The organism is Novosphingobium sp. (genome assembly GCF_027489515.1).
Lineage (GTDB): Bacteria > Pseudomonadota > Alphaproteobacteria > Sphingomonadales > Sphingomonadaceae > Novosphingobium.
In genome coordinates this window covers 43,347-63,196 of sequence record NZ_JAIXZS010000073.1, presented here as the reverse complement: position 1 = coordinate 63,196, position 19,850 = coordinate 43,347, and the positions used below count along the sequence as shown (strand labels likewise).

Annotated in this window: 20 protein-coding genes and 1 tRNA gene; 5 read left to right on the top strand and 16 right to left on the bottom strand. The window is 66.5% G+C overall.

From position 1 onward, the window contains the following. Positions 1-17: 17 nt before the first annotated feature. Positions 18-767: a ParA family protein gene (locus tag Q0082_RS13030; RefSeq protein ID WP_298193302.1), complete on the top strand. Its 750-nt coding sequence runs from the start codon at positions 18-20 to the stop codon at positions 765-767. Here the strand turns inward: Q0082_RS13030 and Q0082_RS13025 are convergent. Continuing rightward, positions 757-2,628, bottom strand: a complete 1,872-nt coding sequence (locus Q0082_RS13025; protein ID WP_298193299.1) for an ABC-F family ATP-binding cassette domain-containing protein — start codon at positions 2,626-2,628, stop codon at positions 757-759. The two genes, Q0082_RS13030 and Q0082_RS13025, sit on opposite strands and share 11 nt — an antisense overlap. A gap of 122 nt (positions 2,629-2,750) precedes the next feature. On the opposite strand from Q0082_RS13025, the gene Q0082_RS13020 reads away from it, so the two are divergent. From Q0082_RS13020 to Q0082_RS13010, 3 genes are read left to right on the top strand one after another with little or no spacing between them, the layout of a single operon-like run. Beyond that, the gene (locus Q0082_RS13020; protein WP_298193297.1) at positions 2,751-3,422 is read left to right on the top strand and encodes a glutathione S-transferase family protein; all 672 of its coding nucleotides are present in this window, start codon (positions 2,751-2,753) and stop codon (positions 3,420-3,422) included. Positions 3,423-3,460: 38 nt separating this feature from the next. Next, positions 3,461-4,045, top strand: coding sequence for a DUF3237 domain-containing protein (locus Q0082_RS13015; RefSeq protein ID WP_298193295.1), 585 nt, complete (start codon positions 3,461-3,463; stop codon positions 4,043-4,045). A 38-nt stretch (positions 4,046-4,083) separates the two neighbouring features. Then, positions 4,084-4,488: a hypothetical protein gene (locus Q0082_RS13010; protein WP_298193293.1), complete on the top strand. Its 405-nt coding sequence runs from the start codon at positions 4,084-4,086 to the stop codon at positions 4,486-4,488. A gap of 15 nt (positions 4,489-4,503) precedes the next feature. Here Q0082_RS13010 and Q0082_RS13005 read toward each other — a convergent pair whose 3' ends face one another. After that, positions 4,504-6,351: an aspartyl protease family protein gene (locus Q0082_RS13005; protein WP_298193291.1), complete on the bottom strand. Its 1,848-nt coding sequence runs from the start codon at positions 6,349-6,351 to the stop codon at positions 4,504-4,506. An 89-nt stretch (positions 6,352-6,440) separates the two neighbouring features. Continuing rightward, entirely contained in the window at positions 6,441-7,406 is a 966-nt protein-coding gene (locus Q0082_RS13000; RefSeq protein WP_298193289.1) for a complex I NDUFA9 subunit family protein, read from the bottom strand. A 172-nt stretch (positions 7,407-7,578) separates the two neighbouring features. Here Q0082_RS13000 and Q0082_RS12995 point away from each other — a divergent pair. After that, a tRNA-Leu gene (locus Q0082_RS12995) sits at positions 7,579-7,665 on the top strand. 30 nt (positions 7,666-7,695) lie between these two features. Here the strand turns inward: Q0082_RS12995 and speD are convergent. From speD to Q0082_RS12930, 13 genes are all read right to left on the bottom strand, one after another. Then, positions 7,696-8,052 carry an adenosylmethionine decarboxylase gene (gene speD / locus Q0082_RS12990; protein WP_298193287.1) on the bottom strand — a complete coding sequence of 119 codons (357 nt, stop codon included), beginning with the start codon at positions 8,050-8,052 and terminating at the stop codon, positions 7,696-7,698. Beyond that, a complete protein-coding gene (locus tag Q0082_RS12985) occupies positions 8,053-9,672 on the bottom strand; it encodes an NAD(P)-binding protein (protein WP_298193284.1) in 1,620 nt (539 codons plus the stop codon). Continuing rightward, positions 9,662-11,221: a polyamine aminopropyltransferase gene (locus Q0082_RS12980; protein ID WP_298193283.1), complete on the bottom strand. Its 1,560-nt coding sequence runs from the start codon at positions 11,219-11,221 to the stop codon at positions 9,662-9,664. The genes Q0082_RS12985 and Q0082_RS12980 overlap by 11 nt, the downstream gene beginning before the upstream one ends. Then, positions 11,214-11,423 carry a DUF350 domain-containing protein gene (locus tag Q0082_RS12975; protein WP_298193280.1) on the bottom strand — a complete coding sequence of 70 codons (210 nt, stop codon included), beginning with the start codon at positions 11,421-11,423 and terminating at the stop codon, positions 11,214-11,216. Before Q0082_RS12975 ends, Q0082_RS12980 begins: the two co-directional genes overlap by 8 nt. A 49-nt stretch (positions 11,424-11,472) precedes the next feature. Next, the gene (locus tag Q0082_RS12970; RefSeq protein WP_298193276.1) at positions 11,473-11,622 is read right to left on the bottom strand and encodes a hypothetical protein; all 150 of its coding nucleotides are present in this window, start codon (positions 11,620-11,622) and stop codon (positions 11,473-11,475) included. A gap of 1 nt (position 11,623) precedes the next feature. Beyond that, complete coding sequence (locus tag Q0082_RS12965) at positions 11,624-12,883, bottom strand: DUF4178 domain-containing protein (protein ID WP_298193273.1); 1,260 nt, start codon at positions 12,881-12,883, stop codon at positions 11,624-11,626. Continuing rightward, the gene (locus Q0082_RS12960) at positions 12,880-13,548 is read right to left on the bottom strand and encodes a DUF4178 domain-containing protein (RefSeq protein ID WP_298193272.1); all 669 of its coding nucleotides are present in this window, start codon (positions 13,546-13,548) and stop codon (positions 12,880-12,882) included. The genes Q0082_RS12965 and Q0082_RS12960 overlap by 4 nt, the downstream gene beginning before the upstream one ends. Positions 13,549-13,567: 19 nt before the next feature. Further along, positions 13,568-14,620: an SPFH domain-containing protein gene (locus tag Q0082_RS12955; RefSeq protein ID WP_298193270.1), complete on the bottom strand. Its 1,053-nt coding sequence runs from the start codon at positions 14,618-14,620 to the stop codon at positions 13,568-13,570. 85 nt (positions 14,621-14,705) lie between these two features. Next, positions 14,706-16,058, bottom strand: a complete 1,353-nt coding sequence (locus tag Q0082_RS12950) for a M24 family metallopeptidase (RefSeq protein ID WP_298193268.1) — start codon at positions 16,056-16,058, stop codon at positions 14,706-14,708. Continuing rightward, positions 16,055-17,362, bottom strand: a complete 1,308-nt coding sequence (locus tag Q0082_RS12945; protein WP_298193265.1) for an aspartate aminotransferase family protein — start codon at positions 17,360-17,362, stop codon at positions 16,055-16,057. Before Q0082_RS12945 ends, Q0082_RS12950 begins: the two co-directional genes overlap by 4 nt. A 37-nt stretch (positions 17,363-17,399) precedes the next feature. Next, positions 17,400-18,644, bottom strand: coding sequence for a M20 family metallo-hydrolase (locus Q0082_RS12940; protein WP_298193263.1), 1,245 nt, complete (start codon positions 18,642-18,644; stop codon positions 17,400-17,402). A gap of 8 nt (positions 18,645-18,652) precedes the next feature. Beyond that, positions 18,653-19,195, bottom strand: coding sequence for a DUF3237 family protein (locus Q0082_RS12935; RefSeq protein ID WP_298193262.1), 543 nt, complete (start codon positions 19,193-19,195; stop codon positions 18,653-18,655). 56 nt (positions 19,196-19,251) lie between these two features. Next, positions 19,252-19,779, bottom strand: a complete 528-nt coding sequence (locus Q0082_RS12930; RefSeq protein ID WP_298193259.1) for a carboxymuconolactone decarboxylase family protein — start codon at positions 19,777-19,779, stop codon at positions 19,252-19,254. Between the last annotated feature and the right edge of the window lie 71 nt (positions 19,780-19,850).

The window sequence follows — 19,850 nt, the reverse complement described above, 5'->3', positions numbered from 1 at the left end:
CGAGGCGACAAGCACCAATGGCGGTCATCGCAGTTTACAGCGTGAAGGGCGGGGTCGGCAAAACCACCCTTGCGGTCGACATGGCCTGGCGCTCGGCCATGAAGTCCGGCCATTCGACGCTGCTGTGGGACCTTGATCCGCAGGGCGGTGCCGGCTGGCTGCTCGGCCTTCCCGACCGTAGCGAAAGCAATGCCGCCGGGGTCTTTCGCAAGGACAGCAAACCCGCCGAGCTCATCGTGCCCAGCCGCTATCCCGGCCTTGCCGTGCTGCAAGCGGACGAGAGCATGCGCAGCCTCCCGGCCACGCTCGCCCGCATCGGCAAGCGCAAGCGCATGGCCCGCACTGCCACGCTGCTTTCGGAGGATTACGCGCGGATCATTGTCGATTGCCCGCCAGTGCTGAACGAGATCAGCGAGCAGGTCTTTGCCGCCGCCGATCTTCTCATCGTGCCGCTGCCGCCCTCGCCGCTTTCGGCACGCGCACTGCCGATGATCCAGGCCGAGATCCTGACGCACCATCCGCGCCACCCGCCGATCCTGCCGGTGCTCTCGATGTATGATCCCCGCCGCAAGTTGCACCGCGAGGTCCACACCGGCTTTGCTGCGGGCTGGCCAGTAATCCCGATGAGCAGCCAGATCGAGCAGACCGCCGCCCGCCGCGCGCCCATCGGTACCTTCGCCGCCTCAACCGACGTCAACGCCCGCCTCCAGCGCCTGTGGGACGGCATCGAGGCCAAGCTTGCGATGCAGGCCTCTCTCAGTTCATGAAGGCGTCGAGCGCCTCTCCTGCTTCGATCCAGCGCGCTTCCGCCACCGCCAGCTGATCCGCCACCTCGCGCCGTTGGCGCCCGAGTTCGGCCATGTTCAGCCCCGCCAGATCCGCCGCCGGCTTGCCTGAACCCGCCAGCGCCGCATCGATCGCCGCCAGCCGCGCCTCGGCCTTGCCCACTGCGCTTTCGGCCTCGCTCACCGCCTTCTGCAGCGCCTTCATCTCCTCGCGGTTCTTCGCGCCGCCCTTCGGCTTTGAGCCGCCGGAGCCACCCTTGCCCGCATCGCCCTTGGGCTGGTTCCGCCCAAGCACAAAGTCGATGTAGTCCTCGATGCTCCCCGGATAGTCCTTCGCCGTCCCGCCATCGACGAGCACCAGCCGGTCAGCTGTCAGTTCCACCATATGCCGATCGTGGCTGATCAGGATAACCGCGCCGGCATAATCGTTGAGTGCCTGCACCAGCGCCTCGCGCGCATCGACATCCAAGTGGTTGGTCGGTTCGTCGAGGATCAGGAGGTGCGGCGCATCGCGCGTCACCAGTGCCAACGCCAGCCGCGCCCTTTCCCCGCCCGAAAGCGTCGCTGTCTGCGATTCGGCGCGCGGTCCTGAAAACCCGAAGCGCCCCAGCTGTGCACGCACCGCTGCCGGGGTCTTGCCCGGCATGGCACGAGTCATCAGCTCCAGCGGGCTCGAATCCGCCGGGAGTTCCTCCACCTGATACTGCGTGAAATAGCCGATCTTGAGCTTGCCCGAGGCGGTCATCCCCCCCTCGCTCGCCGCCAGCTGCCCCGCCAGCAGCCGCGCCAGCGTCGTCTTGCCGTTGCCGTTGCGCCCCAGCATCGCGATCCGATCGTCGGGATCGATGCGCAGGTTGAGCCGCCTGAGGATCGGCTTCTCCGCCACATAGCCCGTTGCCGCGAGATCGAGCGTGATCAGCGGCGGACGCAGCTCCTCCGGATCGGGGAAGTCGAAGCTGAGCGACGGGTCTTCGAGCATCGCCGTGACGGGTTGCATCTTCGCCAGCATCTTGGCGCGCGACTGCGCCTGCTTGGCTGTGGAGGCGCGCGCCGAATTGCGCGCCACATAGTCCGCCAGCTTCTTGCGCTGCGCATCCTGCGCGGCCCTCGCCGCGGCAATCTGCGCCGCTCGCTCGGCCCGCTGCCGCTCGAATGCGTCATAGCCGCCGGCATAGAGCGCGATCTTGCCGCCCTGCAGGTGGAGGATTGTGTCGACCACGTTGTTGAGCAGATCGCGCTCGTGGCTGATCACCACGATGGTGCCGGGATAGCTCTGCAGAAAGCTCTCCAGCCACAGCGTCGCTTCCAGATCGAGGTGGTTCGAAGGTTCGTCGAGCAGCAGAAGGTCGGGCGCCGAAAACAGCAGCGAGGCAAGCGCCACGCGCATCTTCCACCCGCCCGAGAAGCTGTCGAGCGGCATTGCCTGCATCGCCTCGTCGAAGCCCAGCCCGATCAGGATACGCGCCGCCCGCGCGTCCGCCGTATAGGCATCGATCGCGATCAGCCGGTCATAGAGCGCCCCCAGCCGGTCCGGGTCCTCACAGGTCTCGGCTTCTGCCATCAGCGCCGCGCGCTCGGTATCGGCGGCCAGCACCGTCTCGAATGGCGTCGCCGAGCCGGCAGGTGCTGACTGCGCGATATAGCCAAGCCGCATGCGCTTCGGCATCTCGATCCCGCCCTCGTCGGGTTCGAGTTCGCCGATGATCGCTTTCATCAGCGTGGATTTGCCCGCGCCATTGCGGCCGATCAGCCCCACCTTGGAGCCCGGCTGGATTGTCGCACTGGCGCGGTCGAGAATGGTGCGCCCGCCCAGCCGCACGGTGAGGCCCTGAATTGTCAGCATGCGCGCGCCCCTAGCAGGCGCAGGCCCGATGCGGAACCCGCCAACAATCCTCCGAATTTTGTGGCCCCGCGCGTGTGCCCGTACTGGACTTCGCCTCGCCCCGGCGTACATGCAGGTGGACCATGTGGCAGATCTATCAATTCCCGCTGTGCCCGTTCAGCCGCAAAGTGCGCCTGCTCCTTGCTGAAAAGGGTGTGCCCTACGAACTCATCCGCGAGAACCCGTGGGAGCACCGCGAGGCGTTCCAGATGCTGAACCACGCCGGGCGCACCCCCGTGCTGCACAACCCCGAGAAGCAGATCACCCTCGCCGACAGCCGCGCGATCTGCGAATACTTTGAGGAAACGGTCGACAAGGCGCCGATGATAAACGGGACCGCCGCCGGCCGCGCCGAAATCCGCCGCCTTGTCGCGATGTTCGATGAGAACTTCTTTGCCGCCGTCACCCAGCCCTTGCTGGAAGAACGCATGAAGAAGCGCCTAGTGTATCGCCAGTCCCCAGACAGCCGCGTGCTGCGCGATGCGATGCGCCTCGCCAACGATCACCTCTATTACATCGATTACCTGATCGATAACCGCCCCTGGCTGGCCGGCTCCACCATGAGCCTTGCCGATCTCACCGCCGCTGCGCAGATATCGGTCGCCGATTACCTCGGCGGCATCGACTGGTCACTCCACGAACAGGCTGCCAGCTGGTACTCCGTGTTCAAGAGCAGGCCCAGCTTTCGCCCCCTTCTTACCGAACGGATGGACGTGATCCAGCCGCCGTCCCACTACGCGGACGTCAACGCGTAACGCGGCCTGCGCAATCTCATCCGGAAAGGCCCGCCGTCATGACTCTTTCCCGCCGCAGCGCCATCGGCCTGATCGGAGCTGCACTCCCGCTCGCCGCCGCCACCCGCGCCGATGCCGAAACTCTGCCACCCGCATCCGCAGGGCCGGCACCGAAGATCTATGATCCTGTCGGCCTCGAATGGGTGATGAACATTCTGCCCTTTTGCACCGAACCGGAAAAGATGGGCGATCCCTCTGACCAGACCTCGGCCGATGGCGACCGCGATGTGCTCTGGCCGATCGTCGGCGGCACATTCTATGGCCGCGGCATCAAGGGCACTGTCGTGCCCGGCGGCGGCGATTTTCCCGTCACGCGGCCGGACGGCGTCCAGATCATCGACGCGCTCTACCGCCTCAGGACCGACGACGGCGTGCAGATCATCATCCACAACAAGGGACCGCGCTACACCGACGACAAATTCCGCTTGCTGCCGACCTTCAATGTGCCGGGCAAGAAATACGCGTGGCTGCGCGAATCCTCCTTCGTCGCCACACTGGTCTACCCTGTCCCGCCCGAAATTCCCGTGCCCGACTTCGGCCCCAAGGCCAACGGCCGGCTGATTCAGGTCTTCAGATTGACTTGAAGGCCCCTTGTTGCCCCCTCGCGAAAGGCCGCGTTGTCATGAAATTTCCTGCAATCGGTCTTGTCCTTGCCGCCCTCGCCCTCTCCGGGCTCCCCGCCACGGTCAGCGCAGAGACGGCCGTGCCGCCCGGATCGATGAGCGTGGCAACCTTCCTGGCCAAGGCGGAGGCGCTCAAGGCCAAGGGCATGTTGGCGGCGTTCTCGTCCGATATAGGCCTGCTCAAGGCCGAAGTCACAGGCTCTGCCCAGGCTTTCCGCCGCCAACTCAAGGTAGAAGCCGCCAGCGGCAAGCCCAGCGCCTGCCCGCCCAAACGCGCCGCGCTGACCAGCGATGAACTCCTCACGCACATGCAGGGTTATCCCGTTGCCGCGCGGTCTCGCATCCGGGTTTCGGACGCAGTGGGAGATTTGTTCCGCAGGCGCTTCCCCTGCCCGGCACGCTGAAAGGGAAATCTGCGCTCAGGGCGCAAATCCATAGGGCGTGAATCTGTCGGCAACATCCGCGTCCACCGCCTTCGCCGCCGCAAAATCCGCCTCCGCCAGCTTCAATTGCGCTGCGTCGTTCTTGGCCATCGCGCGCCGGGTCCAGCCGCGCATGTAAAGCGAGGCGGCCTGCTTCGGCGCCTTGGCCAGCGCATCGTCATAGTCCGCGAGCGCGCCGGCAAGATCGCCCATCCGCACCTTCACCATAGCCCGGCTGTCGACCACCGGGGCAATCGGCCCGAGCCGCTTGATCGCGCCGTTGCAATCGGCCAGCGCCTTGACGAGCTCGATGTTGGCCAGCGCCCGCGAAAAGCAGCGCGTGTTGAGCAGGCTGCCAAGCTCGTTGTCGTTCTTGTGCAGCGCAATGATCGGGTCGATCAGCGCCAGCACCCGGTCCGCGCGGCGGAGCCGGTCAAACAGCGCAACCACGCTGAGCCGCTCGAGCGAGCCTTCGTGATAACCGGCCAGCGCCGCTTCGGCATCGGCCAGCGCACCCTTCTGGTCGCCTTCCTGCAAGCGCAGGAACCCGCGCCGGATGACAAGATCGGGATTGTTCGGCGTCAGCGCGATCGCCTTGTCGAAATCGGCGCGCGCCCCCGCCGCATCACCGCTGCGCTGCCGCGCGTCGGCCCGGCCGAGCCAGTACTCCGGCTTGCCGGTCTCCAGCTTGAGCGCCTCGTTATAATCGGCCACCGCCGCCTTCCAGTCGCGGCGCGCGGCAAAGCCGCTGGCGCGCCGGGCAAATCCTGCCGCATCCTTGGGTGCTTCTGTCGCGCGGGTCGCCCAGTCACCCTCGGTCCTGGTGGTACGCGCGCCGATCTCGCCATCGGTGGTGAGCGAGAAGATCGGGCCGCCATTGTAGGTCAGGAACAGGTGCCCGGTGGCCGGAGAAACGAACAGGTGGTGCGAGAGGAAGAAATCGGCCCCGACCAGCACGTCTTCCTCGCGGTCGTCACCCTTGTCTTCCAGCACGCGGATGGGCGTGTTGCGGATCTCCTCACCGCCCACCTCGAAGCTTTTGAGGGTCACGATCCAGGTCCGCCGGAACTTAGTGCCGATGCCCGATGTGCGCTCGGATTCGACCACGCCGGGGGCAGCAAGATCGATCCCGAGCCGCCGCGCCGCCGAACTGCTCAGCGTGGTGGCTGGCGCACCGGTATCGAACATCAGCTTGACCGGTTTGCCGTTGATGGTGCCCTTGGCATAGATGTGCTTCGCCAGTTCGTTCTCGGGCTTGATCAGGTCCGCCATGCCTGCGGCCCCCTTTTCCGCCCAATAGGCCAGGTTCACATCGCGGCAGTCCTTGGTCTTGACCAGGATTACATGGCCGTTGGCGAGGTCATACTCGGTATCGAAGATGGCAAGGATGTTCTGGCCGATGACGGCCGAACCGAAATCGCTGCCGCCCACCAGGAACTGCAGGTTCTTGAGCTCCTGCCCGACGATCTTGAACGATTTGATCGTGGCGAGTTCGGCCGTCGCATTTCCGCCGACGCCGGTAATGTAGAAGCCGGGGGGCAGGCTTGTGTTGCTGAGGCCCAGCGCGGCAGCCTGCGCTTTCGACATCAGGCTGAAGAACGCCCCGCTGTCGAGCCAGAACGTCGTCGACTTGCCGTTGACCTCGACCGGAACGGTGGCGCGCAATCCATCCATCGTGACCGGCAGCTTTGCGACCATGCCGATCGAGCACTTGCCTGCAGCCGGCGCGCCCCATGCGAAGAGGCCTGCCATCACCAGCCCCGCGATCATCCTGATCCGCCCCACCGCCATCCCCCTGAAATCGCCAGCCAAATCGCGGGCTATCCAGTAGAGAAGCTGCCACACCTGCGTGGCGGCGGTAAGGGATTTCGGTCCACCGTGGTGAGATCGCTCGCACACGCAGACCGCGCGAATTACTGCATTGGGCCGGTCTGTCAGGCCGGCTTGCTCCGGCTGCCGAACCGACCAGCCTTGCGGAAGCGAACCATCCAGCGATCGAGGAACAGGCCCAGCGGCCGCGCCTGCACGCCAAGGTCGGCAAGGCCGGGCCGGGTGCCGCTCACCACGTTGCCCTGGCGCAGCAGGGTCCACTGGTCACGGCTCATCGGTGCGCCGGGCAGCCAGCCGGTCAGCGTCGCGAAAGCGGCCGAGATGCTGTCCGGAAGCTCGAGGAACCGTGGCTTGCGGCCTGCGGCCGTGGCAATGCGGCGGTTGAGATCGCCAATGGTGATCTGCTCGGGCCCGCCAAGCTCGAACGTCTTGCACGCAAACGCCGCCGGCGCGGCAACGACATTGGCGATGGCGTCCGCCACATCGTCTACAAAGACCGGCTGGAACAGCGCATCGGCGGCGAACACCGGCATGACCGGCGCGCTGGCGATGAGGCCGGCAAACAAGTTGATGAACGCGTCATCCTCGCCAAAGACGACCGAGGGACGCAGCACGACCGCTTCGGGGAACGCGGCGAGCACCGCCGCCTCGCCCGCCGCCTTGGTGCTGGCATAGGCTACGGAGGAGCCCGCATCGGCACCGATAGCGGAAACATGAACAAACGCCTTGGCGCCCTTGGCGCGGGCGATGGCAGCCAGCTGCCCGGCACCCGAACCCTGCACCGCATCGAGCTTTCCCGTGAAGGCACCGACGAGGTTCACCACCGCGTCACAGCCGGTGAGCGCCACTTCAAGCGTGTGCGGCTTGGTCACGTCGACCGCGACAAGCTGGATCTTGCCCAGCCCGCCAAGGGTCTTCAGCCGGTAGCCGCGCTCGGGATGGCGGCTGCAGACGCGAAGCCGCGCGCCGCGCGCCAGCAGCGCCTGCGCCACGTGCGTGCCGATGAACCCGCTGCCGCCCACCAGCGCGATCAGCTGCCCGTCAAGATCGTGCGCGATGTCCTTGCTCATACGTCCGGTTCCATTTCCAGTTCGCGCGCCCCTTGCCACACCCGCGCCCTCCGGTTCAATGGGTTAGGCCGCCTGATCGGTGCAAATGCAGACCGCGGTTGACAAGGGGGCAGACCGTGCCCTATCGGCGCGCTCCTACCCGGCGGTTGGCGCGTTTGCCGACCGCTCCCGTGCCCAGATGGCGGAATTGGTAGACGCACCGTCTTCAGGTGGCGGCGCTGGAAACGGCGTGGAGGTTCGAGTCCTCTTCTGGGCACCACTTTTGCTGATCGGAAGGTTGATTGCGGGCCTAGTCTGCCTGCAGGCGTGCGATGTGGTGGAGTCGGGTTACCGCTGCATCGAACGCCGCGACGATGGCTGCGAGCCCGGCTTCGGCATCAACATCTTTCCCGCACACGAAGAGGTCTACCGCGGCCACGCCGGTTTCGGGCCAGGTGTGGATCGAGATGTGCGATTCGGCGAGCAGTGCTACGCCCGTCACGCCCAGTCCTTCACCGAAGCCGTGTACGTGGATACCAATCAGCCGCGCGCCGACCGCGGCGGCCGCCTTCCGCAGCGCTGCCTCGACCCGCGCCGCATCGGCGAGACCACTGCCACTCTTGAGATCGGCGATCAGGTGGATGCTGGTGCCGGGAAGGTGCGCCATTCAGAGAAGGCTTTCGTAACGGTGGCCGAGATGGGCAAGCGCCGACTCCGCTGCCGCCACCCCGCGATAATGCGCTTCCTCGAACAGTGACAGGCCCGAAAGGTCGGAGTGCGCGAAGAGCATTGGCGGTTTTGCCGCGATCGCCGCCAGCCGGGCCGGGTCGCTGAGGAAGCCGGGCACCGGGCGCACCATGGCATGGCCCCAGCGCCACACGTCGATGCGCTCGATCGCGCCAGCCAGATCAGGGTTCATCGTGAGCAGATCATCCGCCACAATCCGCTGCCACTCCGCCAGCAAACGCGTCGCCATCAGCTTGCGTGCCGCTGCCGGGTCCTCGCGCGATAGAGCCATGTACCAGGTGAGCACCGTCGGCCCCTCACCTGCGCTCGCGCTCTGGTGCGTCGCTACGACGTAGCCGAGGCTGTCACTACCAGTCGAGACGTTGTCCCACGCTAGGGATGATCCGCGCCCGCGGGGCAGGCGATTGACGGTGACGTTGGCGACAACCCACGGCGCGTAGCGCAGCGCGCCCTTGACCGTTTCGGCGGGCGCAACGCGCGCCGCCACGAAGTGCGGCATCGCCATGATCACACTGCGCGCGCGCCATTTCCGGCTGGCGCCCGCGGCATGGTCGAAGGCTGATACCAAGGCCCCCTCATCCCCTTCGCGCGCGGCGGCAAACACGCTGTGGCGGGCGCGGACATGCGGCGCGACGATCTTGCCCATCAGCCCGACGAGGCGGCCATTGCCTTCGGGCCAGGTCAGTTCGCGATCGCCATCGCCGCGCGCTGCCCAGCCGCGGCGGCCGGCGAAGTAGTGGACGCCGGCCCAGGCCGAGATGTGCTCGGGCTCAGTCCCGTAATCGTCGCGGCAGCAATAGCGCAGATGGGCGCGCAGGACCGGCGAGGTGAAGCCGCGCCCATCGAGCCAGTGCGCGAAAGTCATGCCATCGAGCATGATGAAGCGCGGATCGGTGCTCGATCCGGCGCGGGGAATGGCGAAAGCAGGCTTGCCATCTGCGCCGACCGCCGCGCGGTATTCCGCCATCTCGCGAAAGAAGCGATCGCGCTGCGCCACGTCGTCAGCATGCAGGCCGCTGGCCGGATAGAGCCCCTCCTGCCAGCTGCCCCGCCACAGCACCCGCTCCTCGAGATCGGCACAGAGCTGGTAGGGATCGTAGACCGGAGCGCCCTGCTCCTCGCCGATGATCATGCCGAAGCCCTTCAGCATGTGGCGCAATGCCCGCGCCTCGCGATTGGGCACGGGGAGGTAGTGCGCGCCAAGCGGATAAGCGCTTACCGCATTGCGACCCGAACGCGCGTTACCGCCCACTGTGTCCTCGAGTTCGAGCAGCACGAAATCCTCGAACCCGGCCTCCTTCAGCCGCCACGCTGCCGAGAGGCCCGCAGCGCCGCCTCCGGCGATCACGATCGCTGTGTCTTCGGCCTGGCCCTGCGGCGCGGGAAAGGCCCGGTCGCGCACGCGGTGGCCGCGCTGCCAGTCCGCCCCGCCGAGCGTGCCGGGAAAGGACTGCGACGTGCAGCCCGGCAGAGTCAGCGCACCGGCCCCGGCAGCGGCCGCGCCTTTCAGCACCTCCCGCCGGGTCGGCTCAGCCGTCATAACGGCCCCATTCCTCGGCAAAACTGCGCACCAAAGCCTGGTTGTCGAGCCGGTTCACCGGCGCCGGCCGCCGAGCCATGTCAGGCGGAAAATCGAACATGGCCCGCTCGCTCGCCTGACTGAGGAAGCGCAGGCCTGCAGGCAGCCGCACCGCATCGCCCGGCGGCTGGTGTGCGGCCATGGTGAAGCCCCACTCGCCAAAGCTCGGCACATAGGCATGATAGCCGCGCGCCTTGAGGCCCGCCGCCTCCAGCGTGCTCGCCACCGTCCAGTAGGAGCGCGGCGCGACCAGCGGCGAAGTGCTCTGCACCGTCAGCACCCCCGCCGGATCGAGCAGGCGCGCCACCTCGCGGTAGAAGCTCTCGGTATAGAGCTTGCCGAGCGAGAATTCGGTGGGATCGGGAAAATCGATCAGGATCGCATCATAGCGCCCGCGCGCCTGCCGCACCCAGCGGAAGGCATCGCCGTTCACCACCGTCATCCGCCGCGATCCGAGCGAGCCGCCATTGAGCCGGGCGAGCGTTGGCTCGTCGCGGAACAGGTGGGTCATCTCTGGATCGAGATCGACCAGCGTGACATGCGCGACGCGCGGGTCCTTGAGCACCTCGCGCGCGGCCAGCCCGTCACCTCCGCCGAGGATCAGCACCTCGCGCGGGTTCGTCACCCGGCCCAGCACCGGCCAGACCAGCGCTTCGTGATAGCGGTACTCGTCGCGAGTCGAAAACTGGAGGTTGCCGTTGAGATAGAGCCTGAGGTCCTCGCCGCGCCGGGTGATCACGATCCGCTGGTAGGCGGTGGAGCGCGCGTAGATCACCGGCTCGCCATAGAAGGCGACCTCCGACCAGCGCTGGATCTGGTCCGCTCCGGCAAGGCCCGCCACGAGCGAGAGCAGCACGATGAGCGCTGCAGCGAGATCTGCGCCCACCTTTTGCCGCCCCCGCAGCACCAGCAGCAGCGCGATGGCCACCGCGACATTGGCAAGGCCAAAGGCAAACCCGGTGCGGATCATGCCGAGGCGCGGCACCAGCACCAGCGGAAACAGCAGCGAGGCAATCAGCGCGCCGATGTAGTCATAAGTGAGGACGTTGGACACAAGATCGCGGAAAGCAAACCGATAGCGCAGGATGCGGATCAGCAGCGGAATCTCGAGCCCGACCAGAACGCCGATGGCCACCACCAGCCCATAGAGCGCGATGCGGAAATCCTCGACCAGCGGGAACAGCAGGAACAGCCCGGCCGCCGACCAGCCCCCCAATGCGGCGATGAGGATTTCCACACGGACGAAGACGCCGATCTCGTTGGCGCGCACGTGGCGCGAGAGATAGCTGCCCACGCCCATCGCAAAGAGATAGGTGCCGATGACGGTCGAGAACTGGGTGACACTGTCGCCGAGGAGATAGCTGGCAAGCGTTCCGGCCAGCAGTTCATAGACCAGCCCGCACGTGGCAACGACCAGCACCGAAACGAGCAGGATTACCGCAAGCGAGGCGGGCGCGCCCTCCTCGCCGGGGCCGGCCGGACCATCCTGCACGCCGTCCGTTTCAGCCATGCACAGCTGCGGCGATGATGTTGGAAATGCCGATCGCGACCGCGCCCGCGAGCAGCGCCACCGCAACGTTCTTGCGTTCGATGATCTCGCGCCACAGCTCACCCGGGGTCAGCCGGTCGACCAGCACGAAGCTGACAATGAAGATGACGATGCCAAGGCCGGCGTAAAGCACGGTGGCGAGAAAGACATCGAGGGTGATCATGGGCAGAGCTCCTGCGAAAGCGGTGAAGTCAGGGAGTTGAACAGGGCCGTCATTTATGGGTTGGCCCGCGATAGTAGCCGGATGTGGAACCGGAGCGTTCCTCATCGGAAAACGGGGTCCAGCCATACCAGGTGCTGATGGCTGACATGAGCACCAGCAGCGCGCACCAGGCAGTGAACAGGGTCATGCGCTTGGTCATGTCAGTCCCGGTTCCTCCACCAGAGGATCACGCCCGGCACGCTGAACAGCAGCACGGCCATCAGCCAGAACATGCCCCACGAAAAGCCGCCGGTACACGAGCGGAACCATAGCGCCACGGTTTCGCCCGAACCCCAGGGATTTGCCGGATCAATGGAACCCGGCACCGGGTCGGACGGCCAGCCGTGTGAGCCCGCATCGACGAAGACGTCATAGGTGCCGCGCGGCACTTGCGAGATCAGCGTTTCGGCATGGTGGCTGCCCTCGCTCCACGGGCCGTCGCTGTCTGTCCCGGTATAGAATTCGACGATCCCGTAGGCATCGATTGATTGCTGCGTCTTGCGGTTGACGAGACTGTAGTCGAGATCGACCCAGCGGTTGTTGAAACTGTCGCTGTCGACCGTGATGGTGACCATCTGCCAGGGGCGCCGCACTTCGATGGTGCCGATGCGGTGCGCGCTCGTCGCGGCCCCGACCTCGACCGTCGCCCGGCCATCGGCGCAGACCCGCGGGCCGCTCAGCAGCATCTGCACCACGAAGATCAGGAACAGCGCAATCATCGCGGAGAAGAACATGAACCCGAGATCGCTCTCCTCCATGCCCGGCGCCTTGCGGAAACCTTCCGCCAGATCCGGGCGCGGCGCGCGCGGCATGTGGCGCTCTTCAACCGTGAAGGCCTCTTCAACCCATTCGGTGGTGATCGGGATCAGCTGGGTCCAGGTCACCTCGTCCGCAGACGTCTCGCGCGAAAGCTGTTCCCGGCCATTGGCGAACGTTGCGCCCTGCACCGTGTCGCCGCGTGCGGTGCGCCAATAGAATTCGCCGACCACGGCCGTGGTCTCGATCTCGGCGTCATCCTCCAGCGTGAAGGAACGTCCGCGCCACGAGACTGCCATCCCGTCGTCCTCTGGCCTGTCGAGCAGCATCGTGCCGAACTGCCACTCGCCATCGGCCGCAACGAGCCAGCGGTAGCCGGAATAGGGATTGAACAGCAGGAACTCCTGCCAGACGGCGCTGCCGCTGCGGCGGCGGAGCGCGCCGATCACTTCCCACTCGACATCGAACAGCGTGCCGCGCGCGCCCGGCATGATCGCGAAGTTCTTCGCGGCGCGGCGATAGGCGGTGATCAGGCGGACGTCCTCGTTCGCCACGTCGAGCAACGAACCGCAATAGCGGCACGCAAGCGTGACCGTGTAGCCGGCCGCCCTGATCTCGATGGATCCACCGCAAGAGGGGCAGGTCACCGCGCGAGGCTCGGTCACGCCAATGCCCTTGGCATGGTCCAGCCCTCGATCTGTCGCAAGTTGCCGGGTTTGAGCCCGCCAAGATCACTCCACACGCCGAGCCACGCGGTCGTGCCATCGGCATCGCGCTGGACCGAGAGCGCATCGCCGGCGGCATTGCGGAAATCGACGTTGGTCATCGTCCAGCCGGGCAAGGTCGGAAAGGGCAGGTCACCCTCGCTGCCAAGGCACGAGGCTTCCTTGATGTCGCTCGCGGTCAGCCACTTGCCGCCAGCCTTGACGGTGCAGTCTACCGCCATCGGATTGCCTTCGGCGAAGTTGCGGATCCCCGGCACGTCCAGCACGGCGGGGTACTCCGAGGTGAGCATGTACATACCCATCGCCTCGCCCAGCCAGAACGCGCGCCCATCGGCTGCGCGCAGGAACCATTCGTTCCATGAGCCGTCCGACCAGCCCCAGCGGACCCGCCCGACCACCGTCGCCGCAATGCCATCGCGGCTCACCGTGGTGCCGATCTGGATCGGGGAGACATCGGCCGGCAACACCGCAACCGTGCCCACGGCCTCCACGTTGCCTTCCGCGCGCCGCACCAGCGTCTGGCAATAGGCGCAGGTCGAATAGGGCAGAGCCGGATCGCGCACGGGCAGCGCGGCTCCGCAGGACGGACACGTCAGGTTATCCACGCCCCCGATCCGCGCGCGTTCAGCGGATGCGGCCGAGCAGTTCGGCTTTCTTGGCGTCGAACTCGTCCTGGCTCAGCGCGCCGATTGTCACGAGCTTGTGCAGCTTCTCGATCATCGCGACCGGATCTTCAACCGGCGCGGCTGGTGCGGGTGCGGGCGCAGGAAAAGCCCCCGCCCCCTGGGCCCCCAACCCCTGGGCCCCCTGCCCCTGCGCCCCCAGCCCCTGCGCCCCCAGCCCCTGCGCCATCGCGCCGCCCAGCGCGGTCGCCGCGGCCATCCCCGCGCCAAGCCCCGCCATGCCGCTTTCATTGCCCGCCGCCGTCTCGATCGCCTCGGCGGCCTGAAAACGGGTGTAGGTGCCAAGATCGCCCAGCACGCGCATCGAACTTGCCTTGTCGAGGTGTGCCTGCACTTCGTCCGGCAGCGAAATGCTCTCCACGTAGAACGAGAGGCAGGTGAGCCCCCACTGCGCAAAGGCCTTGTCGACTTCGGCCTTGATCCGGTCCGAAAGCGCCTGCTGGTTCGCGGCGAGATCGAGGAAGGCAATCCCGCTGCCCCCCAGCGCCGACGCGAGCGAGGTCTGGATCGCGCCGCGCAATTGCGGTTCCAGCGAGGCGGCTGTCACCCCCGCCATGGTGCCCAGCACCCGCGAGGCGAAGGGCGCCACTTCGTTAAGGCGATACGAGCACGAGCCGAACGCCCGCAGCCGTAGCGCGCCGAACTCGGCATCGCGCACCGTGATCGGCTGCGCGGTCCCCCATTTCAGCCCCGGCTGCTCCTTGAGCGAGAAGAACACGACATCGGACTTGAAGGGCGATTTGAAGCCCTTGTCCCAGTTCATCAGATTGGTCAGCAGCGGGAGGTTCGCGGTCTCGATCGTGTGGAGCCCCGGACCGAAATAGTCCGCGAGCGTGCCTTCGTTGAGAAACGCCGCGATCTGCCCCTCACGCACCGTCAGCTGGGCACCATGCTGGATCTCGTGATCGGCAAACGGCACCCGCCATGCGATGTCGCCCGGCTGCTCGAGCCACTCGATGACATCGACGAACTGCTTCCTCAGAAAATCGAACATGATGGCTCGCCTCCATGCGAATGGCTGCACACTACAACAATGATCGTCAGCAACAACGGCTTGGGGCCGATGTGGCCAAAATGGATCATGGCGCCGAGGGAATGAGGGTCAGGCTGGTCTGGCGCCCATCGATGAAGCGCACCGTCTTGCCATCGAAGAAGGCATTCTCCTCGGCGCGGAAATCGACTCGCTGGCCGCCCCACTCGGGCACTGCGGCGTACGAGGTCAGCTCGATCGACCAGGCCGTGTTCGCGCGGATCGGTGCGTCGCCGCGTGGATCGGCGTTCTGGTTGTCCCAGAAGCCGATGGATGGGCCCGCTCCGTGGCCGTGGAGGCCGATGGGGTGCGAGTAGATCGAGGGATCAAGCCCGGCGGCCAAGGCTTCTGCTCGCGCCCGGGCCAGCGCCTCGTTGCCGCTGCGCCCGACTGCGAACTGGCGCAGAAGCGCATCCTGCACCCTGTTGCTGTTCGCCAGACCCTGACGCAGCCCCGCAGGCGCCTCGGTCTCACCCGGCTTCAGCACATAGGCAAGGTGCTGGGTATCGGTGTTGAGCCTCAGATAGGTGATCCCGAAATCGGTCCACAACAGATCGCCCGGCCGGATCACTTCCGCGCCCTCAAGCATGCCTTTCGCGCCCGCGCGCTGGATGGCGATCGAAGGGTGGAACCAGGCATCGAGTCCAAGCTGCAGCAGCCGATCGCGATACCACCACTGCACCTGCTCCGCCGTCGTCACCCCCGGCGTGATGACCTTGCGCGAGAAGGCCTCGCCGATCACGGCATGGGCCATGCGTTCGATCGCGGGATAGAGCGCCATCTCGGCAGGCGTGCGCGTTTCCAGCCAGCGGATGGCGAGCCCTTCGCCGCTCACGATCCGCGGGCGCAGCGCCGCCGGCAGTGCGGCAGTGAACTTGTCATACTGGCTCACCGTCATGCCATCGGCGAACTGGTGCAGGTCCGAGATATTGACCGCGATCTTCGCCGGGTTGCGGGCCGCAATGATGTCCGCCGCCGCCTGCCACTGATCGGGCTGCTTGGCCGGATCCCACGCCGGCTGGAACAATCCACCAAGGCCATAGCGGCTGACTGTAAGCCGTTCGACCGGTTTACCCTCGCCCGGATCGTGGAAAATCAGGATCGTGCGGCGGCGCGCGTGCATGTTTTCCGCATCCAGCATCGAGGCGACCACCGGCTCCTCGAAGTACTCGCGCGCCACCAGCAGCCAGAGGTCGATGCCTTCGGCGCGCATGATCGCAGGGATCACGATTTCGAGCCGCTCGGTGAGGATGCGGTTCTCCGTCTCCGCCCGCCCCTGCGCTGAGAGAATCGGCGGGACGGCGGGCGCCACCTGCTCCGTCTCGCTCATGCCGATGGGCTGGGCCGCAGCAACGGCAGGAACAGCGAGTACAGCCACCGCTGCGGCAAACAGTTTCCTCACTCGGCGCGTTCCAGCGCGGCGCGGATCGTCTCGGCGATGCGGCCCATGTGATCGGGCTCGATGATCAGCGGCGGCGAAAGCGCGATGATATCGCCCGTCACGCGGATCAGCAGGCCCGCGCGGAAGCAATCGGTGAACACGTCATAGGCCCGCGCACCCGGCGCACCATCGCGCGAGGCAAGCTCGATCCCGCCGACAAGGCCGATCGTGCGCACGTCGATCACATGGGGCGCATCACGCAAGCCGTGGAGCGTGTCGGCCCAGAGCCCCGACAGGTCCGCGCCGCGCGTCAGCAGCCCCTCGCGGGCGTAGATGTCGAGCGTCGCCAGCCCCGCCGCGCAGGCGACGGGGTGGCCGGAATAGGTGTAGCCGTGGAACAGCTCGATGAGGTTTTCAGGCCCCTTGACGATGCCATCGTGCACCGCGTCGCTGGCGAACACCGCGCCCATCGGAAGGGTGCCATTTGTGATGCCCTTGGCAGTGGTGATGATGTCGGGTGTCACGCCGAAATAGTCCGCACCGAACGGCGTGCCAAGGCGGCCGAAGCCGGTGATCACTTCGTCGAAAATGAGCAGGATGCCGTGCCGCGTCGCTATCTCGCGCAGGCGCTCGAGATAGCCTTTCGGCGGGGGAAGCACCCCCGTGGAACCCGCGACCGGCTCGACAATCACCGCTGCGATGGTCTCTGCGCCGTGGAGCTGGACCAGCCGTTCGAGATCGTCGGCAAGCTCCGCACCGTGTTCGGGCATGTCGCAGGTGAAGCGGTTGCGCGTGGGATCGTGGGTGTGGCGCAAGTGATCGGTGCCGGGCAAGCTGGTAAACACGCGCCGGTTGTTGAGGATGCCGCCGACCGAAACGCCACCAAAGCCCACGCCGTGATAGCCCCGCTCACGCCCGATGAAGCGGGTGCGAGTGCCCTGGCCGATGGCGCGCTGATAGGCGAGCGCGATCTTGAGCGCGGTATCGACCGATTCCGAGCCCGAGCCGGTAAAGAACACGTGACCAAGCCCGGCGGGCGCGATTTCGGCAAGCCGACCGGCGAACTCGAAGCCGATGGAATGGCCCATCTGGAAGGCGGGGGCGAAATCCATCGTGCGGATCTGATGCGCGACCGCATCGGCAATCTCGTCGCGCCCGTGCCCGGCGTTGACGCACCACAAGCCCGCGGTGCCATCGAGGATCTCGCGGTCATCGTCCGAACGGTAGAACATGCCGCGCGCTTCGGCGAGGAGACGCGGGCTCGCCTTGAACTGACGGTTGGCGGTGAAAGGCATCCACCATGCGGCAAGATCGGGCGTGTTCATGAAGGATCCCCCATTCGAATTCAGTGCGCCGACCGTTTCAGCCCAGACGCGCGTCATATTCAAGGATGGCGTTGAGCAGCACCTGTGTGCCCGCGCCGCAGTCCTCGAGCGTGGCGGTCTCGATCTCGTTGTGCGAGATGCCGCCCTCGCACGGCACGAAGATCATCGCAGTGGGCACCAGCGGCGCAAGATAGGCCGCATCGTGGCCCGCGCCGGACAGGATATCACGCGGCACGTAGCCCGCCCGTTCCGCGCCGCGCCTCACGCACTCGATCAGCACGGGGTCGAAGGCGATGGCGGGCGAATGCCAGTTGCGGCGCTGCTCCACGTCCAGCCCATTCTCCCCTGCCGCCCGGGCCAGCGCGGCGAGGAACTCGGCTTCCATCGCATCGAGTACTGCTTCCTCCGGGTGGCGGATATCGGCGGTGAAGAAGACTTCGCCAGGGACGACGTTGCGGCTGTTCGGCCGGTTCTCGACCATGCCGACGCTGGCGACACCGGGCGCATGGCGGCGGCCGATATCCTGCAAGGCGCAGACCATCGCCGCCATCCCGCACAGCGCATCGCGGCGCATCGCCATCGGTGTCGCGCCGGTATGCGCATCCTGCCCGCGCAGGGTAACTTCATGCCAGCGGATGCCCTGCACGCCCTGCACCGCACCGATGGTAACCCCTTCGGCCTCGAGGATTGGCCCCTGCTCGATGTGCAGCTCGAACAATGCCTGGAAGCGGTCAGGCCGCACCGGCTCGGTGCCTACATAGCCGATGGCCTCCAGCGCTTCGCCCAACGTCACCCCGTCGTGGTCGGGCGTTGCCAGCGCCGCCTCAAGATCGAGCGCGCCGGCGTAGACGCCAGAGCACTGCATGGCGGGGGGAAAGCGCGAGCCTTCCTCGTTCGTCCAGTTGATGACCATGATGGGCGCGCTGGTCTGGTAACCCATCTCGGCAAAGGTGCGGATCACCTCGAGCCCGGCAAGGACGCCGAGGATGCCATCGAACTTGCCGCCGGTCGGCTGGGTATCGAGGTGCGAGCCGACGGCGATCGGCTTCAGATCAGGGCGGCGGCCGGGATAGAGCGCGAACATGTTGCCGACCCGGTCGACCGTGACGGTGCAGCCCGCCGCCTCGCACGCGGCGCGAAACCAGTCCCGCACCTGCTTGTCCTCGGCGGAGGCGGCAAGACGGCGCAGGCCGCCCTTCGCCGTGGCGCCGAAACGGGCGGTATCGTGGATCGTCTCCCACAGCCGGCGCGGGTTGATCGCAAGGTTGGTCTGGGTCGCCATCGCCGCGCTTAGACCAACTTGAAGATCGAGAGGTGGACTGACGGAACCTTGCCATCCCCCGGTGCAACGGTGCCGGCGAAGATGAACTGGTTGAGCCAGCCGTACTTGCCCATCGGCGCCTCGAACTTCGGCGTGGTCATCACGTAGCGCGGCTTGCCGGGAGCCGGCGCGGTGTCGATCAGGCCGCGGTTGGTGACCTGGATGCGGACGCCGTCGTCGGTTTCCATGAAGTAGTCGGCAACGAGTTCGAGATAGCCATCGGGCCGCTTCAGCTGCCAGTCGAACCCGCCGGGGAGGATGCGGCCCTTGATTTCCGGTCCCGCGAAAGTGCCGCCGATGATGGGGACGCGGAACCGCTCTCCATAAGGGGTGGTGCCGTGGGGGACAGTCTCCTCGAGCAGGGCGACCGCATCGTAGACATGCACCGCGCGGGGCGTCGGGCCTTCAGCCGCCCGGGCCGCGCCCGCCGCGCCCAGCGAAAGCGCCGTGCCGCCCGCCGCCAGTGCGGCAAGCAGGCCGCGCCGGTTGAACTCGATCCCTGCGTTGTCCATCGTCAGCCCTCCCCTGCTCCGCCAGCATAGAGGCGGATCAGTGGAAGGCCAACGTTTCAGGCCACTTCACGCAGCGCCGGCAAAGCGCAGACCGCATCGAGGCCGAGCACGTGGGCCACGCGCCCGAGGCCCATCCACACCGCGACGCAGAACGCGAGGTCGACGATCTCTTCATCCGTCAGCGCGGCCTTGTAGCGCGCCCAGAAATCCTCGTCAGTCGCCAGCGCCTTGGGATCGAGGCCGACCTTTTCGGCATATTCGATGGCCAGCTTCTCGCGCTCCGAGAGCACGGACGAAGTGCGCCATTCGTGGACGGCAGCATAGAACGCCTCATCCGGCGCGGGGCCGTTGGTGCGCTCGATATCGGGCCGATCGCGCAGCACGCGGAAGTTCTGGCAGAGCTGGCACCCGTTGATCAGCGCGGTGCGCATCCGCGCGCCTTCGAAGAGGCGCGTGGGCAGCTTCGACATGCGGTAGGTGACATCGGAAAAGCCGAAAGCGGCGTTCACGATCTCGGGCGCATAATGCTCCGAGAGGTGGCCGAGCGGGTTCTGGTGATGGGCTTCGGGCAGAGCAACACGCATGGCATTCTCCCTATCGTGTGGCTCGCATGAAACGCCGGGGGGCGCGGCTTGCCCACTCCTCATTTGGAGAG

What these genes read in the sequence shown, in the direction of transcription:
- Q0082_RS13030 (WP_298193302.1), top strand. Translation starts at nt 18, where the DNA reads ATGGCGGTCATCGCAGTTTACAGCGTGAAGGGCGGGGTCGGCAAAACC.
- Q0082_RS13025 (WP_298193299.1), bottom strand. Translation starts at nt 2,628, where the DNA reads ATGCTGACAATTCAGGGCCTCACCGTGCGGCTGGGCGGGCGCACCATT.
- Q0082_RS13020 (WP_298193297.1), top strand. Translation starts at nt 2,751, where the DNA reads ATGTGGCAGATCTATCAATTCCCGCTGTGCCCGTTCAGCCGCAAAGTG.
- Q0082_RS13015 (WP_298193295.1), top strand. Translation starts at nt 3,461, where the DNA reads ATGACTCTTTCCCGCCGCAGCGCCATCGGCCTGATCGGAGCTGCACTC.
- Q0082_RS13010 (WP_298193293.1), top strand. Translation starts at nt 4,084, where the DNA reads ATGAAATTTCCTGCAATCGGTCTTGTCCTTGCCGCCCTCGCCCTCTCC.
- Q0082_RS13000 (WP_298193289.1), bottom strand. Translation starts at nt 7,406, where the DNA reads ATGAGCAAGGACATCGCGCACGATCTTGACGGGCAGCTGATCGCGCTG.
- speD (WP_298193287.1), bottom strand. Translation starts at nt 8,052, where the DNA reads ATGGCGCACCTTCCCGGCACCAGCATCCACCTGATCGCCGATCTCAAG.
- Q0082_RS12985 (WP_298193284.1), bottom strand. Translation starts at nt 9,672, where the DNA reads ATGACGGCTGAGCCGACCCGGCGGGAGGTGCTGAAAGGCGCGGCCGCT.
- Q0082_RS12980 (WP_298193283.1), bottom strand. Translation starts at nt 11,221, where the DNA reads ATGGCTGAAACGGACGGCGTGCAGGATGGTCCGGCCGGCCCCGGCGAG.
- Q0082_RS12975 (WP_298193280.1), bottom strand. Translation starts at nt 11,423, where the DNA reads ATGATCACCCTCGATGTCTTTCTCGCCACCGTGCTTTACGCCGGCCTT.
- Q0082_RS12970 (WP_298193276.1), bottom strand. Translation starts at nt 11,622, where the DNA reads ATGACCAAGCGCATGACCCTGTTCACTGCCTGGTGCGCGCTGCTGGTG.
- Q0082_RS12955 (WP_298193270.1), bottom strand. Translation starts at nt 14,620, where the DNA reads ATGTTCGATTTTCTGAGGAAGCAGTTCGTCGATGTCATCGAGTGGCTC.
- Q0082_RS12945 (WP_298193265.1), bottom strand. Translation starts at nt 17,362, where the DNA reads ATGAACACGCCCGATCTTGCCGCATGGTGGATGCCTTTCACCGCCAAC.
- Q0082_RS12940 (WP_298193263.1), bottom strand. Translation starts at nt 18,644, where the DNA reads ATGGCGACCCAGACCAACCTTGCGATCAACCCGCGCCGGCTGTGGGAG.
- Q0082_RS12935 (WP_298193262.1), bottom strand. Translation starts at nt 19,195, where the DNA reads ATGGACAACGCAGGGATCGAGTTCAACCGGCGCGGCCTGCTTGCCGCA.
- Q0082_RS12930 (WP_298193259.1), bottom strand. Translation starts at nt 19,779, where the DNA reads ATGCGTGTTGCTCTGCCCGAAGCCCATCACCAGAACCCGCTCGGCCAC.